The organism is Fodinibius sp., from assembly GCF_041642155.1.
GTDB lineage: Bacteria > Bacteroidota > Rhodothermia > Balneolales > Balneolaceae > Fodinibius.
The window spans coordinates 1-14,753 of record NZ_JBEPWZ010000014.1 but is presented as its reverse complement, the minus strand read 5'-3'; the positions used below and the strand labels follow the sequence as shown (position 1 = coordinate 14,753).

Annotated in this window: 15 protein-coding genes and 1 pseudogene; 13 read left to right on the top strand and 3 right to left on the bottom strand. The window is 48.1% G+C overall.

Annotated elements, in window-relative coordinates:
• Positions 1 to 70: 70 nt before the first annotated feature.
• The 3 genes from ACESLU_RS02095 to ACESLU_RS02085 form a co-directional block, all read right to left on the bottom strand.
• Positions 71 to 1,336 (bottom strand): MgtC/SapB family protein, encoded by a 1,266-nt coding sequence (locus ACESLU_RS02095; RefSeq protein WP_372634442.1) that lies wholly within the window; start codon positions 1,334 to 1,336, stop codon positions 71 to 73.
• Positions 1,337 to 1,579: 243 nt separating this feature from the next.
• Positions 1,580 to 3,478: a heavy metal translocating P-type ATPase gene (locus ACESLU_RS02090; protein ID WP_372634439.1), complete on the bottom strand. Its 1,899-nt coding sequence runs from the start codon at positions 3,476 to 3,478 to the stop codon at positions 1,580 to 1,582.
• An 82-nt stretch (positions 3,479 to 3,560) separates the two neighbouring features.
• Positions 3,561 to 4,106 carry a ferritin-like domain-containing protein gene (locus ACESLU_RS02085; RefSeq protein ID WP_372634436.1) on the bottom strand — a complete coding sequence of 182 codons (546 nt, stop codon included), beginning with the start codon at positions 4,104 to 4,106 and terminating at the stop codon, positions 3,561 to 3,563.
• Positions 4,107 to 4,365: 259 nt separating this feature from the next.
• Between ACESLU_RS02085 and ACESLU_RS02080 the strand changes: the two genes are divergently transcribed.
• From ACESLU_RS02080 to ACESLU_RS02020, 13 genes and pseudogenes are all read left to right on the top strand, one after another.
• Positions 4,366 to 5,802 (top strand): PAS domain S-box protein, encoded by a 1,437-nt coding sequence (locus ACESLU_RS02080; RefSeq protein WP_372634433.1) that lies wholly within the window; start codon positions 4,366 to 4,368, stop codon positions 5,800 to 5,802.
• A 15-nt stretch (positions 5,803 to 5,817) separates the two neighbouring features.
• The gene (locus tag ACESLU_RS02075; RefSeq protein WP_372634430.1) at positions 5,818 to 6,489 is read left to right on the top strand and encodes a response regulator; all 672 of its coding nucleotides are present in this window, start codon (positions 5,818 to 5,820) and stop codon (positions 6,487 to 6,489) included.
• Positions 6,490 to 6,926: 437 nt separating this feature from the next.
• Positions 6,927 to 7,376, top strand: a complete 450-nt coding sequence (locus tag ACESLU_RS02070) for an Hsp20/alpha crystallin family protein (protein ID WP_372634428.1) — start codon at positions 6,927 to 6,929, stop codon at positions 7,374 to 7,376.
• A gap of 69 nt (positions 7,377 to 7,445) precedes the next feature.
• Complete coding sequence (locus ACESLU_RS02065; RefSeq protein WP_372634426.1) at positions 7,446 to 7,655, top strand: DUF2892 domain-containing protein; 210 nt, start codon at positions 7,446 to 7,448, stop codon at positions 7,653 to 7,655.
• Between the two features lie 35 nt (positions 7,656 to 7,690).
• Positions 7,691 to 8,443, top strand: coding sequence for an SDR family NAD(P)-dependent oxidoreductase (locus ACESLU_RS02060; protein WP_372634423.1), 753 nt, complete (start codon positions 7,691 to 7,693; stop codon positions 8,441 to 8,443).
• An 82-nt stretch (positions 8,444 to 8,525) separates the two neighbouring features.
• Positions 8,526 to 10,928, top strand: a complete 2,403-nt coding sequence (ppsA, locus tag ACESLU_RS02055) for a phosphoenolpyruvate synthase (protein WP_372634421.1) — start codon at positions 8,526 to 8,528, stop codon at positions 10,926 to 10,928.
• Positions 10,929 to 10,937: 9 nt separating this feature from the next.
• Positions 10,938 to 12,377 (top strand): F0F1 ATP synthase subunit beta, encoded by a 1,440-nt coding sequence (gene atpD / locus ACESLU_RS02050; RefSeq protein ID WP_372634418.1) that lies wholly within the window; start codon positions 10,938 to 10,940, stop codon positions 12,375 to 12,377.
• Positions 12,374 to 12,775, top strand: a complete 402-nt coding sequence (locus tag ACESLU_RS02045) for a F0F1 ATP synthase subunit epsilon (protein WP_372634415.1) — start codon at positions 12,374 to 12,376, stop codon at positions 12,773 to 12,775. Before atpD ends, ACESLU_RS02045 begins: the two co-directional genes overlap by 4 nt.
• Before the next feature lie 14 nt (positions 12,776 to 12,789).
• Complete coding sequence (locus ACESLU_RS02040; protein ID WP_372634412.1) at positions 12,790 to 13,086, top strand: AtpZ/AtpI family protein; 297 nt, start codon at positions 12,790 to 12,792, stop codon at positions 13,084 to 13,086.
• Between the two features lies 1 nt (position 13,087).
• Positions 13,088 to 13,384, top strand: coding sequence for an ATP synthase subunit I (locus ACESLU_RS02035; protein ID WP_372634409.1), 297 nt, complete (start codon positions 13,088 to 13,090; stop codon positions 13,382 to 13,384).
• Positions 13,385 to 13,388: 4 nt separating this feature from the next.
• Positions 13,389 to 14,108, top strand: a complete 720-nt coding sequence (locus ACESLU_RS02030) for a F0F1 ATP synthase subunit A (protein ID WP_372634407.1) — start codon at positions 13,389 to 13,391, stop codon at positions 14,106 to 14,108.
• Between the two features lie 4 nt (positions 14,109 to 14,112).
• Entirely contained in the window at positions 14,113 to 14,382 is a 270-nt protein-coding gene (locus tag ACESLU_RS02025; RefSeq protein WP_372634404.1) for a F0F1 ATP synthase subunit C, read from the top strand.
• A gap of 1 nt (position 14,383) precedes the next feature.
• Positions 14,384 to 14,753 (top strand): annotated as a pseudogene (locus tag ACESLU_RS02020) (hypothetical protein); the annotation flags it as partial.

The window sequence follows — 14,753 nt, the reverse complement described above, 5'->3', positions numbered from 1 at the left end:
CATGGAGGGGAAATAAATACTCTACCTAATCGAAGGCCGGTCTACGAGGCAGAAAAATAGTACAATTATTTTACAGAAACGGTAGTATGCTCAGGACTCCGGCTGCTGAGATCAGGAGGATAATCCATATCAGGATTTTACTCTTGTTGAAACCTGTCCAGAATGCAAAGAGTCCGGCTTTGACCAAGGTATTGGAGATAACGGACATGACAATACCGGAAACCGCAACATCTGAACTGATTTCACGCAGGGCCATCCGGGAAAGGGAGAGCGTGATGGCATCCACATCCATAAGCCCGGAGAGCAATGCCAGCAGATAGATGCCCTCGTCCCCGTACCAGTGTTCCATGGCGGTGGCAAGCACTAAAATAACAGCCAGTAATAAACCGAACTGGAGGGCGGTGAAAAACTGAAGCGGGTTTTTAAGGGTAATGTCCGGCTGCTCACCGGTCGGATTTCGTGATTTCTTCCAAAGCCATATGGCAGCAATGCCCGTTGAACCCAGCATGACAGTCAGTGGTATCCACAGAGGATACAATAGGCCGGGATTTACAATCAATACCTCGATGGCAACTCGAACAAACATGATGGATGAAGCGACGAGCACTCCCGCCATAAAAAGATAACTGGGAATCTGTTTTTGTTGTTGTGCGAGCTGGGCAAGGCTAAGCGTTACGGCCGTGGAGGACGCCAGTCCGCCGGTAACTGCTGTCAACAAGGTACCATGCCTTCTGCCCAAATATTTGATAAGAATGTACCCTATAAAGGAGAGACCGGAGATAAGCACCACCATCCACCATATCCAGTAGGGGTTCAGGCTCTGCCAGGGCCCAAAACCTTCATTCGGCAGCAGAGGCAAAAGAATAACCGAGATAACCAACAGCTTGATCCCCGCATAAATCTCTTTGACTTCAATTGCTTTCAGCCACCTGTGGAGTACCGGTTTCAGGCTGAGCAGCGTGATGACGATAACCGTCATGGCCAATGCATGCAACTGATATCCCAATGCCGCCCAGGCCCCGAGGGAAAAGGTGAGCAGCAAGGCTATTTCCGTAGTGATGCCCAGATCCTTATCTTCCCTGGTATCTATAATATAAGAAGTAATGACCAGCGCGGTGAGAGAGAGGAAAATGACGGCTAACATCCAGTCGCCCGCAAAACGACTTAATTCACCCCATACTCCTCCCAACAGCCCCACCAGGCTAAAGGTGCGAATACCCGCTACACGATCCCCTTCATCCTCTTCGCGGCCCGACCAGCCCCGTTCGATACCTATGAGTAACCCGATTCCCAGAGCCGACAGGATGTTCCAAATGATGTCCAGCTGTAGATCCATTGATTTGTTGCGTAGCTATTTTTACCTGTCCAGGAGAAAAACCAAGCTAATAGATATTAAGGTCAAAACCATATGTCCGTACAGAAAAAATTAAAATGGTTGAGTTGACAGGAGAGAATTATTAGTAGAGACAGAATTTAAATTGAGATTTGACATTAAAGTATACAATAGTGGCCGTTTAACAGGTTGAAGATCTCATAATGCTCGCTATAAATGGTGTTTGCCTTTGCTATCCAATTCCAACTATGTTCTGAGCAAACGCAATCCGTTTAGAACTACCAGCAGGGTGCTTCCTTCATGACCCACAACACCGATAGGCAGGGGCAAGGCAAACAGAAATACCGAGGCTACCAGTACGGCAATGACTGCCAGGCTAAAGATGATGTTTTGCCAGACAATTTTCCGGGATTTGCGTGCAAGCTGAATCAGGTAGGGTAGTTTGTTAAGGTCGTCCCCCATCAATACTACATCGGCTGTATCCAAAGCCACATCGGTACCTGCCGTACCCATGGCAATGCCCATGTGACTGGCTGCCAGTGCGGGGGCGTCGTTGACACCGTCACCCACCATGGCCGTAGGACCTTCTTTGACCAGCTGTTTGATAAATTCAACCTTTTCGTCGGGCAGCAGCTCTGCATGAAACTCATCTAAATCAATCTTACCAGCGATAGAACGAGCGACACCAGTCGTATCCCCGGTCAGCATCAGCAGGCGGTTGATTTGGAGGGCTTTTAATTTCTTAATCGCCGCGGGCGCCTGTTCTCGAATTTCATCGGCCACAGCAATCAAGCCGGCTGGCTTACCATCGATAACGACGTAAATTACCGTTTTAGCTTGTAATTTCAGTCTATCAGCTTCATCCTGTATACCATTTTTCCAGTATTCGCCGCTGGTATCAAAGAGTTTTTGATTGCCCACTTGTATGGTATTATTTTCCAATCGTGCCCTGATGCCTTTCCCGGCCTCAGACTGTACCTGGCTTGCAGAGTCATATTCTATATTTAGTTCATCCGCCTTTTCTAGAATAGCGGCTGCCAGATGATGCTCAGAATGTTCTTCAGCGGAAGCTGCCATTGAAAGCAGCTCGGATTCCGAAATAGAACCGGCACTACCATTTGTGTAAGGAATAATATCCGTCACTGCCAGGTTGCCTTTCGTCAGCGTTCCCGTTTTGTCAAAAGCGATGATATCAATTGAGGCTGCCTGTTCCAGATAGGCACCGCCTTTGAATAGAATACCATTTTTTGCTGCATTGGCGATAGCCGAAAGTACAGAGGCCGGCGTGCTGATCACCAACGCACAGGGAGAAGCTACCACCAGTACCGTCATGGCCTGGTAAAATATATCGTCGAAAGGCTGGCTTGAAAAGAACCATGGAAGTATGATCAGCAGTATAACTGCTAAGATCACTCCCCCTGCATACCAGGGTTCAAAATCATCTAAAAATCGCTGGGTGGTGGCTTTACTTCCTTGGGCCTGTTCAACCATTTTAATGATTTTAGCCAGTGTTGTTTCTTCAGCCAGCTTGGTAACACGTACAGAAATAACACCGTTTTCATTAAGGCTGGCGGCAAATACCTCATCTTGTGGTCCTTTTTTTACGGGCACACTTTCTCCGGTAATTGCCGCCTGGTTCACCGATGTAGATCCGTCCGTTATTTCGCCATCAATGGGAATGCGTTCCCCGGGCCTGACAATAACAATATCGCCCTTTGAAAGATCTTCAACCGGACGTTTTTCTTCCGAGCCGTCACGATTGCGAACCAGCGCTTCATCAGGCCGGAGTTTCATCAGTGATTTTATTTCACGCCGGCTTTTACCCAGGGCATAGTCCTGAAGGGTATTGCTCAATGAAAATAGAAAAAGCAAGATAGCTCCTTCCATCCACTCACCAATACTGGCAGCTCCAAGGGCCGCCAGGATCATTAGCACATCCACATTGATTTTGAATTTCGCCAGAGCCCGGATACTTTCAACCGTTCCTGCGTATCCGCCGCTGAGATAGGCAAGAATATAAAAAACAGTAGAGGTTTGCTCCTGCAGCCATCCCGTCCATTCGCCTACAGCACCAATGAGCAAGGTAACGGCACAGATCACCGTCAACAAGGCCTTAAACTTGTTTGCCGTCAAGAAATTTTTCATTTACAAAAATCGGATATAAATAGTATTCGTTCTGTCTATGTCGTATTGTCGTGCAACAGCAAGTTAATAAACAGTTCTAAAGTTATGAAGCCGATTCTTTTTCCGATTTTTGAACAATAGCCGTCCATTTTGCGTCCGGATTGATTCGATCCTGGGCGAGGTCGCTTAATCCCATGTCGGCTCTTTTTTCTTCTCTCAGTGTATCGAGCAAACGTTCGGCAATGTCGTGTTGCTCATGAGCTTTGGCATAGGCAATGGCGGTGCCATACCCGGCAATTTCATAATGATTGATATGCTGGATGGCGGTAACCAGAGCAGCGTCCCGTACTTCCGGATTTTTGCAGCGGTCATTCAGCTTCAATGCTTCCTCAATGATCCCTTTTATTCCATCGCATGATTCACCGGATGGTTCCTCGTTGAGTATGTCAAACACTTCTTCAATTCGTTCCAGCTGATTTTTGGTTTCCCTGCGGTGCATTTGTATGATTTCATCCAGCTCAAATGAGTTCGTTTGCTCCTCGGCTTTACGAAGATAATCAAGCTGCTGGCGCTCCCCGTCGTACAGATCACGCAGTTGCTCAAGCATTAAATCGTAAAGATCTATGATATCCTGTTCTTGATCTTTCATATCGAATATTTTTAATTATATAATTTCTGGTATATTTGTAGTCAATCTGGTCATCTGTACATAATACGTTATATATTTAAAATATTCTGTGGATTTAAAAAAGGGGGAAACGACTGACTGGAAAGTAGGGAGAGCTGACAACAGCATGTAGGGGAATTTGCTATAGATAAAAATTTTTAAACTTTTAAATAAGTGGAAGGTGGAAGGACAATAAGTTTCAACGTGCATGGTTTCTGCGTATCCACATGAAAAATTTATTATGAGCCATTTAAAAGAATATTATTTAAACAACTCAGTCGGAGAAAGGGACCTTCGAACGATGATGGATAATCTACCCCGGCTGGTGATGCTGCTGGATCTCGAGGGGACGATCCTGTACTGGAACGGGGGAGGTGAAAAAGTGTTTGGGTATAAAGCCGGGGAGATTGTAGGCAAGCCGGTATGGCGGCTTTATTCGGGACGGGAATCGGACAATTTTATCGATGAACTTAGTTTTTTAAAAAAAGGAGAGGACCTTTCACTGGAAGTAGAGGGTCGCCATAAAGACGGTTCCCGTATCTGGCTGGATGTAAAGAGGACGATCATTGAGAATAGCCGGGGTGAGCCGGTTATCCTGGGCACTGCCAGTGACATCAGCTTACAGAAAAAAGCGGAATTTGAGCTGACCAAAAGCCAGGCGAGGACAGAAGCGATTCTGGAGGCGGCTACAGAAGGGATCATTACGATTGACAGGGAAGGAATCATTCAGAATTTTAACCAGGCGGCCGAGGAAATGTTTGGCTATCGTTCCGGGGAAGTAGTCGGCAAAAATGTAAGCAAGCTTATGCCGTCGCCCTACCAGGAGGAGCATGATCAGTACCTGGAAAATTATCTGGAGACGGGCGAACGAAAAATTATTGGTATTGGCAGACAAGTAAGAGGCAAACGAAAGGACGGGAGCGTATTTCCCATTGAACTGGCGGTAAGCGAGGTTCAGTTTGGAGATGAAATAATTTTTACCGTATTAATAAAGGACATCAGTAGCCAGCGAAAGCTGGAAAATGAAATCCTCAAGATAGCAGAAGGTGAGCGGCGCCGTATCGGACATGAACTACATGACGGATTGGGACAAATGCTTTCGGGCATTAGCCTGATCAGCAGGAATCTGGCCCGCAAGCTGGAAGCCAACGGACTGCCGGCGGCAGACGAAGTGCTGGAGATTTCAAAGATGATAAGAGAAGCGGATGAACATGCCCGTGAACTGGCGCATGGACTGGCGCATATTGATCTGGAAAATGAAGGACTGCAGGCCGCCCTGAGTCGGCTCTGCGAGCGGAATGAAGAACTTACTGAGATACCGTGTGTATTTGAATGTCCTAACGATATTGAAATTGAGAAGCTGACGGTTGCACTGCATCTGTACCGCATTGCACAGGAAGCCATTAATAATGCGGTGAAACATGGACAGGCTACAAAAGTATTCGTTCGCCTGGAAGCCAATGAAAATAAAAAGAGATTACAGCTCGTGGTCGAAGATAATGGGAAAGGTTTTTCGGCCACAGAAAAGGAAAAACATGCAGGCATGGGCATTAATACGATGAAATACCGGTCCCACATTTTAGGAGGCAAATTGAATATTACTGAAACCCCCGAAGGGTGGACCCGGGTCATCTGCAGCATCCCTTCTGCCGATATCGAAACGTTAAATAAAATTTAATTATCTGTTGTAATTATGGGTAAAAATTCTAAAACAAAAATCATAGTAGTGGACGACCATCCGATGATGCGCAAAGGATTATCCATGACGCTGGATTCGGAACTTGGGTTTGATGTCATAGCACAGATTGAGCGTGCTGAAGAGGTCGTGGAAAAATACGATGAACTTGCTCCTGATCTGGCCGTCATTGATATCTCTCTGCCCGGCATGAGTGGCCTGGAACTGGTAAAGCATCTTGCCGCACAGGATCCCGATCTCAAGATACTAGTCGTATCGCGGCATGAGGAGAATTTATACGCAGAACGGGTATTGCGTGCCGGGGCCAAGGGATACGTTATGAAACAGGAAGCCGGGGATGTTTTGATTAAAGCGGTGAGAAAGATACTCAATGGCCGAATCTACGTTAGTGATACCATCAATGAAAAATTACTGCTGGGCATGGCAAGCGGTCAAAAAGATCTCAATAAATCACCCCTCGATCTTTTAAGCGATCGCGAGCTGGAGGTCTTTGAACTTACCGGCAAGGGGAATAACACCCGGGAAATTGCCGAAAAATTACATCTCGCCGTAAAAACAGTGGAGTCGTACCGGGCCCGGATTAAAACCAAACTAAACCTTGAAAATGCCACGGAGCTCATGATGCATGCCGTGAAATGGGTGGAGACAGAAGGTACAAACCTGGAGTAGTACCGTCATCCCATTTTTTTAGTGTCCTCCGGAAGGAGTTTTGCGAAGCCCGGCGGCCATCCCGGGAGTTTTCGAAGATTCTCATTGTAGAAGCCACAACCGTTATTTGGAGATTCGTTAGCAGGATCAGAATGACACTTTTAATGGTTTTGCAAAGGTCTCGACAAAAGAAATAATGGCCAAGAGAGAAAAAAAGCGCCCTGTCATATTTTGCAATAATACCCGCTGACAAATAAAAATATTCAGGGAGTAACCCTTCGTTTATCGGATGTAGGGGAATCCCCTATCATGACAATTACCGCTTTCCTACACATTTCGATAAGATCATACTGCATACCCGTGTCCCTGTAATTCCTTACTTGTTACTGAGAAATAAGCAGAGTCGGACTTTACGAATAATTGCTTATTGAATTTCAATATAAAAAAAAGGAGTAGTTATGAAAGCAATACAAAAGAAATCTGACCTTTCCCCGATTGAATCTATCCGGCGGGAGATGGATCGTTTTTTCGATGATATCGTACCTTTTTCGCCCAGAATGGGTGGCGACGGAATGCGGATGGAGCTGTGGGCGCCGGACACGGACGTCAGTGAAACGGATGAAGAGTATATCGTAACGGTGGATCTGCCGGGCATCTCCAAAGAAGATGTCGAAGTCAGCTTCAAGGATAACAGGTTAACCATCAGTGGCGAGCGTCAGCACGAGGAAAAAGAAGAGAAGGAAGATTTTCTTCGCAAGGAGCGGTATCACGGAAGTTTTACCCGCTCATTTACGCTGCCCTCAGCAGGCAAGGATGACAAAATAAAAGCTCGATTCAAAGAGGGAGTTTTAAAAGTGAACGTTCCAAAAGTTGAGGTTCAAAAACCAAAAACCGTGCAGATAGACTAACCAACTAACACAGAAATAATAGTGGCCGGCAATAGGGGCAAAAGGCCAGTTGCCGGCCCATTAAATTTAATGAAAGAGGCTATCATGAAAACCAATGTAGGAAGAACAGATACTATCGTACGATTGATACTTGCGATAGTAATATTTTTTCTCGGATTCTATTACCAAAGCTGGTGGGGAGCCGTGGGACTGATTCCGTTAATAACGGGGATCGCCGGAGTATGTCCTTTGTATGCGCTGTTGGGGATATCGACCTCTCAGAAAGCTCAAAAAATATAGATTATTAGCATAAGCATTTAATAATTCGGTCTATCATGAAAAATAAAGTTGCTTTAGTTACAGGTGCAGCTACCGGTATTGGCAGGGAAACAGCTATTGCTTTTGCAAAAAAGGGAGCTAACGTTGTAATCGCTGATATCAATAAAAAACAGCTGGCAGAAACGGAAAAACTGTTAAATGAAGAAGAGGTGGAAATTCTGTCTGTTAAAGCGGATATATCCAATGAGGAGGATATACGCAATATGGTTGAGAAAACAGTCCAAAAATTCGGGCGACTGGATTTTGCCTGCAATAATGCCGGTATTGGCGGGGAATCTGCAACAACCGGAGAATACAGTACGGAAGGATGGGATAAAGTGCTGAATATTAACCTCAGGGGACAATTTATCTGCATGAAATATGAAATTGAGGCTATGCTCGATAACGGGAGTGGCTCAATTGTCAATATTTCCTCCATACTTGGCCATGTTGGCTTTACGGAAGCGCCGGCCTATGTCGCTTCCAAACATGGATTGCTGGGGCTCACCAAAACCGCCGCAATTGAATATGCGTCGCAAGGTATACGTGTTAACGCTGTATGTCCGGGCTTTATAGAAACACCCATGCTGGAGGATGCGGGTATTACCACCGATGAAGAAACCAAACAACATATCATTTCACTTCATCCGGCAGGGAGGTTGGGCAAGCCGCGTGAGGTGGCCGATGCCATCGTGTGGCTGGCTTCCGATGAAGCTTCTTTTGTTACTGGTCACCCGTTGTTGGTAGACGGTGGTTACGTGGCACGATAAATACAGAACGATACAACCCATAGTACTTCTTGAAGCTTTAAAAAAATATGCAACCGGTGCATTCATTTATTTCAATTAAGTTATGAATATGCAATCACCCCCCTATATAATTTGGTTTGAAGAGGTCGGAATAGACGATGTTGGCCTTGTTGGGGGGAAAAATGCTTCTCTTGGTGAAATGATCAAACACCTGGAACCGCTGGGAGTCCAAGTTCCCAACGGCTTTGCGACCACCGCGGGAGCCTATTGGGCTTTTATGGAAGAAAACAGCCTGGAAGCCCCCGTCGAGGAAGAGATAAGCAGGTTTCAGAAGGGGGATATATCGCTGGAAGAGGCCGGCCGTTCAATCCGGCAGATGATCAATAAGGGGGTCTTCCCGATTCCACTGGCAAAGAAAATAAGATCGGCCTATTCGGAGTTATCCGAGCAATACGAAACCGGGGACGTAGATGTGGCTGTCCGAAGCAGTGCAACCGCTGAGGACCTCCCCGATGCCAGCTTTGCGGGACAACAGGAAACGTATCTGAACATCCGCGGGGGAGATGAACTGGTGGGAATCTGTAAGAAGTGTTTTGCCTCCCTATTTACCGATCGTGCAATCTCTTATCGCGAGGAAAAGGGATTTGATCACATGAAGGTGGCACTTTCCATCGGAATCCAGAAAATGATCAGAGCAGACCGGGCTTGTTCCGGGGTCATCTTTACGGTGGATACGGAGTCGGGATTTCCCAATGTGGTGCTTATCAACGGTTCGTGGGGACTCGGGGAAAATATTGTGCAGGGTACGGTGAACCCTGATCAGTTTTTTGTCTTCAAGCCATTCTTGAGTGATGAGGAGAAGCGTCCCATTATCGAAAAAATAAGAGGTAGCAAAGAGCTTAAAATGGTGTATGCCTCCGACGACGGGGAAAACAAAACGAAAAATTTGCCTACTTCAATTAAGGAGCGGCAGTCGTTCGTGCTTGAGGATGAAGAGATACTCCAGCTGGCCCGCTGGGCAGCCGATATTGAAAAGCATTACGGGAAACCGATGGATATCGAGTGGGTAAAAGAAGACTCCACCGATGAGCTTTATATCGTGCAGGCCCGTCCCGAGACGGTTCACTCACAGCAGGTAGGTGGAAGTTTTAAAACCTATAGCCTGCACGAAGATGGAGCGTTGGTGCTGATCAGGGGATTAAGCATCGGAAACAATATCGTTCACGGCATTATAAAGCATGTGCATGACATTACCGATCTTACCGATTTGCAGCCCGATCATATACTGGTGACCGAAATGACGGAACCCGACTGGGTGCCCTTCCTGAAAAACGTAGCCGGTATTATTACAGACTTCGGGGGACGAACGTGTCACGCGGCCATTGTCAGCCGCGAGCTGGGTATATCGGCTGTGGTGGGTACCGGTGAGGGCACAAAAGTGCTTGAAGAGGGACAAGAGGTAACGCTTTCGAGCGGAGAGGGAGAGGAGGGAAAGATCTATGAGGGAAAGATTGAATTTGACGTCAATGAGGTTGATCTGGACAACCTTCCCGAGCCCAGGACGGATATCATGTTAAATCTGGCCACCCCTGAGTCTGCCTTTAAATGGTGGCGGCTTCCGGTCCGGGGGGTGGGACTGGCTCGCATGGAATTTATTATCAGCCAGCATATTCGCATTCATCCGATGGCACTGGCCCATCCCGGGCGCGTGAATAATGAGGATGAATTTGCCAAAATCAGGAAACTGACCAAGGGATATAGTGACCTTGAGCAGTATTTTGTAGATAAGCTGTCCAGCGGCATTGCCAAAATAGCCGCCTCACAACACCCGGATCCAGTCATCGTTCGTACCAGTGATTTCAAGACGAATGAGTACGCCGATCTGATCGGCGGCAACGAATTCGAACCGGATGAACAGAACCCGATGCTGGGATGGCGGGGCGCCTCGCGCTATTACAGCGATGGATACCGGGATGGATTTGCCCTGGAGTGCCGGGCCCTCAAGAAGGTCCGGGCAGAAATCGGCCTTGATAATGTAATCGTTATGATTCCCTTTTGCCGGACACTGACGGAGGCGCGAAAGGTGTTGGAGCAGATGGAGACCTTCGGTTTGCGCCGCGGTGAAAATGACCTGAAGATCTATATGATGTGCGAAATTCCGAGCAACTATATTCTGACGGAAGAATATGCAGAACTGTTTGACGGCTTTTCCATCGGATCCAACGACCTTACGCAGCTTATCCTGGGGGTGGATCGGGACTCCGCGGATCTGGCTTACCTGTTTGATGAGAATGATCCGGCTGTTAAAAAAGCGATCCGCGAGGTAATAAGCCGCGGCCACCAGGCGGGAATAAGGATCGGTTTCTGTGGACAGGCTCCCAGTGATGATACCGATTACGCGGCTTTTCTGGTGGAGTGCGGCATCGACTCCATATCACTGAACCCGGACAGTGTCGTAAATGTAATCAAAAAAGTATGTCAGGCCGAACAAAAACCCACCACTTGAGTTTTCTCTATGACGTCCACTGATAACATAACAAAAGAGTATCAGTATCATAGAAGTAGCGATTCAAGTACCACTGAACCGTCTCGTTACACCGGCCGGGTGCGTTCGGTACGCGGCAGTGTTATTGACGTTGTATTTGAACATGATCTACCTGAACTGCAAACCCGGCTTGTTATTGAATCGGATCCACCAGTTATAGCCGAAGTGTCTACCCATATCAATGATCGAACGGTGCGGGCTTTGGCGCTGAATTCCACCCAGGGATTGAGCCGCGGAACGGAGGTTGTAAATTCCGGATCTCCACTGGCGGTCCCGGTGGGGGATGCCCTATTGGGACGTGTTGTTAATGTTTTCGGGGAACCGATAGACCAGCGGGGAGCGGTGGATCAGGAGACGATGCGCAGTATCTTCCAGCCGAAGGTTTCCTTATCGGAACAGGAAACCGGCCAGGAGGTATTGACGACCGGCATCAAGGCGATGGATTTGCTCTCCCCGCTTGAGCGAGGGGGGAAAGCGGGACTTTTTGGTGGCGCCGGGGTGGGGAAAACGGTGCTCATTATGGAGATGATCCGTAACATGGTGGCCCGTCACGAGGGCATCAGTCTTTTTTGTGGGATCGGTGAGCGTTGCCGGGAAGCAGAAGAACTGTACCGGGAAATCCGGGAAGCGGGCGTCCTCGAAAACACGACGATGGTGTTCGGGCAGATGAACGAACCGCCGGGGGCTCGATTTCGCGTGGGACAAACGGCGCTTACCATTGCCGAATACTTCCGGGATGTACGTCGGCGCGATGTACTGCTGCTGATCGATAATATTTTTCGCTTTGTCCAGGCCGGGTCGGAAGTATCCGCCCTGATGGGGAAGGTTAATTCTCGTCTCGGTTATCAACCCACCCTGGGGAGCGACCTGGCCGACCTGCAGGAGCGTATCTGTAATACAAAGAATGGCGCCATAACATCGATACAGGCGGTGTATGTACCCGCTGATGATTTTACCGATCCGGCCGTCACTCATACCTTCTCTCACCTGTCCTCATTTATTGTACTTTCGCGGGAGCGAGCGGGACAGGGGCTGTACCCGGCGATTGATTTGCTGAAGTCGGGCTCGAAAATGCTGTCTCGCCACATTGTCGGTGACCGTCATTACCGGGTGGCGCAGCAGGTGAAGGAGACGCTGGCCCAATACGAAGAACTAAAGGATATTATCTCCATGCTCGGTATGGAGGAGCTATCGGCCGAAGACCGGCAGACGGTGGGCCGCGCCCGGCGCCTGGAGCGTTTTTTTACGCAGCCGTTTTATGTTACGGAACAGTTTACGGGTATAGGAGGAAAAAATGTAAGCATTGAAGAGGCCATCAGAGGCTGTGAGCGTATTCTGGATGGCGAATTCGACGACGTACCTGAAAAAGAGTTGTTTATGATAGGTACGATTGATGAGGTAGACAAATGACAGAATATACAAACATGCAACTCAAGGTGATGGAACCGGAGCGCGTGCTGATTGACCGCGAAGCTAACAAAATTATAGCGGAGGGAACGAACGGTTCGTTCTGTCTCAAGCCGCGGCATGTTGATTTTGTGTCCTCGCTGAAGACCGGCATCCTGATGTACGAATCAGGCGGTGAGGAGTATTACATAGCGGTGGACGAAGGAATTTTGGTTAAGGTCGGTGAACGGGTACTCGTTTCGGTTCTCAATGGAATAATGGGCCGTGATCTTTCAAAACTGGAACAGGCCGTTCGGGAACGATTTGAGAAAACCGAAGCAATGAACAAGGCAGCAGGTATTGCTCAAAAAAGTATGGAAGCGGATCTCCTTCTGCACTTTCTGGAACTCGAGGAAACCTGATAAACAGGGTAGGTATGGCTGAAGAATCAGAGAACAAGAATACGTTCGCCGATACGGTTCGCAAAAAATCAGCGCGCAAGATTCGTTCTCGTGAAGAGGGGGATAAAGGGTTGTGGTATGGATTGGGAATGTTCGGCTTGGTGGGCTGGTCGGTGTCGATACCCACCATCTTATTCCTGTTGCTGGGTATATGGATCGACAGCACCTACAAGAGTACGTATTCATGGACGCTCATGATGCTGATTGTAGGAATTTTTATTGGATGTATGAACGCCTGGTACTGGGTCAAAAAAGAATCAAAAGGAGAATGATATGACGTATCTGCAAATACTTTTTTATGTGACCGCGGCCGGGGGCGGGGTCGTACTCGGGCTGATTTATTTTGGGGGACTCTGGATCACGATTAATAAAGTAAGCGACGTGCGACGACCGTACCTGCTTTTGACGGCTAGTTTTCTATTGCGAACAGCCTTGGTACTGGCGGGCTTCTACCTGCTGCTGCTCTACAACTGGATATACCTGGTGTTGGCCATGATTACCTTTATTGTTACCCGTCACCTGGTAATTCGGCGCAAAGGCAAATCTCCTGATCAATTAATCTACGGCTGATACCATGGAAATTGACATCGATCAAATTATCTACTGGGAATGGGGCTTCCTGAAGCTGAATGCCACCCTTCTGTTTTCGTGGATGGTGATGCTGTTTATGGTGGGGATATCGATGGTGATTACCCGCAATCTAACTTCCAAGACGGGCATGTCGCGCGGACAGGCCCTGCTGGAGTCGCTGGTGGTCCTTATTGAAGATCAGATCGAGGAGGCTACCGGCGAAAAAGCGGAGAAATATCTTCCATTCATCAGTACGCTCTTTCTGTTTATTGTGGTTTCCAATACGATCAGCGTTATTCCGGGCTTTCACGCCCCGACCGCTTCTCTGTCCACCACAGCGGCTTTGGCCCTGTGTGTTTTTGTGGCGGTGCCTGTGTTTGGTATTACCACGGCAGGACTCAAAAACTATTTACGCTATTATATAGAGCCTACGCCCCTGATGCTTCCGTTCAATATTATCGGGGAGCTCTCGCGTACGCTCGCCCTGGCTATCCGGCTGTTCGGCAACATCATGAGCGGGAGTCTCATCGTAGCCATATTGCTTAGTCTGACGCCCCTCTTTTTCCCGGTTGTCATGCAGGCCTTTGGACTGCTGATCGGGGTCATACAAGCGTATGTATTTGCCATTTTAGCACTGGTCTATGTGGCCTCGGCCGGACGGATTCGTAAACATAAGAATCAGTCTGAATCCAATAATAACTACTCCAACCATCAAACAACCTGACATCATGGAAAGTATAAGCATCATCGGAATGGTCTCTATCATTACGGCCGGCCTTACGATAGCCGTAGGCTCTATCGCACCCGCCCTGGGAGAAGGGCGCGCGCTGGCGCAGGCCCTGCTGGCTATAGCACAACAGCCGGATGAAAGTCCGACCATAACACGCACCCTGTTTGTGGGACTGGCAATGATCGAGTCGACAGCCATATACTGTTTTGTCGTTGCCCTCATTATCATGTTCGCCAATCCCTTCTGGGATTTCGTAGCCGGAGGATAACGTGCAAATCGACTGGTTCACATTTTCCGCCCAGATTATAAATTTCCTGATCCTGCTGTGGCTCCTGCGGAAATTTCTGTACGGTCCGCTGCTCAATGTCATGAAAGACCGGGAGGAAAAGATCTCATCCCGGCTGGAGGAGGCGCGCAGTAAGCTCGAGGAAGCGGAGCACAGGTTACAGGAGTACCAAAAAAAGTTGGACGAGCTGGAGAAACAGCAATCCACCTGGCTCGATGAGGCCAAGGAAGAAGCTGAATCCTTTAAGCTGGAACTCATGCAGGAAGCCCGGAACGAAGTGGAGAAGGTCCGCAGTAAATGGATGAAGGCGGTGGAGAGGGAAAAAAGGGTGTTCCTGGAGGAACTCGAGGAGC

What these genes read in the sequence shown, in the direction of transcription:
- ACESLU_RS02095 (WP_372634442.1), bottom strand. Translation starts at nt 1,336, where the DNA reads ATGGATCTACAGCTGGACATCATTTGGAACATCCTGTCGGCTCTGGGA.
- ACESLU_RS02090 (WP_372634439.1), bottom strand. Translation starts at nt 3,478, where the DNA reads ATGAAAAATTTCTTGACGGCAAACAAGTTTAAGGCCTTGTTGACGGTG.
- ACESLU_RS02085 (WP_372634436.1), bottom strand. Translation starts at nt 4,106, where the DNA reads ATGAAAGATCAAGAACAGGATATCATAGATCTTTACGATTTAATGCTT.
- ACESLU_RS02080 (WP_372634433.1), top strand. Translation starts at nt 4,366, where the DNA reads ATGAGCCATTTAAAAGAATATTATTTAAACAACTCAGTCGGAGAAAGG.
- ACESLU_RS02075 (WP_372634430.1), top strand. Translation starts at nt 5,818, where the DNA reads ATGGGTAAAAATTCTAAAACAAAAATCATAGTAGTGGACGACCATCCG.
- ACESLU_RS02070 (WP_372634428.1), top strand. Translation starts at nt 6,927, where the DNA reads ATGAAAGCAATACAAAAGAAATCTGACCTTTCCCCGATTGAATCTATC.
- ACESLU_RS02065 (WP_372634426.1), top strand. Translation starts at nt 7,446, where the DNA reads ATGAAAGAGGCTATCATGAAAACCAATGTAGGAAGAACAGATACTATC.
- ACESLU_RS02060 (WP_372634423.1), top strand. Translation starts at nt 7,691, where the DNA reads ATGAAAAATAAAGTTGCTTTAGTTACAGGTGCAGCTACCGGTATTGGC.
- ppsA (WP_372634421.1), top strand. Translation starts at nt 8,526, where the DNA reads ATGAATATGCAATCACCCCCCTATATAATTTGGTTTGAAGAGGTCGGA.
- atpD (WP_372634418.1), top strand. Translation starts at nt 10,938, where the DNA reads ATGACGTCCACTGATAACATAACAAAAGAGTATCAGTATCATAGAAGT.
- ACESLU_RS02045 (WP_372634415.1), top strand. Translation starts at nt 12,374, where the DNA reads ATGACAGAATATACAAACATGCAACTCAAGGTGATGGAACCGGAGCGC.
- ACESLU_RS02040 (WP_372634412.1), top strand. Translation starts at nt 12,790, where the DNA reads ATGGCTGAAGAATCAGAGAACAAGAATACGTTCGCCGATACGGTTCGC.
- ACESLU_RS02035 (WP_372634409.1), top strand. Translation starts at nt 13,088, where the DNA reads ATGACGTATCTGCAAATACTTTTTTATGTGACCGCGGCCGGGGGCGGG.
- ACESLU_RS02030 (WP_372634407.1), top strand. Translation starts at nt 13,389, where the DNA reads ATGGAAATTGACATCGATCAAATTATCTACTGGGAATGGGGCTTCCTG.
- ACESLU_RS02025 (WP_372634404.1), top strand. Translation starts at nt 14,113, where the DNA reads ATGGAAAGTATAAGCATCATCGGAATGGTCTCTATCATTACGGCCGGC.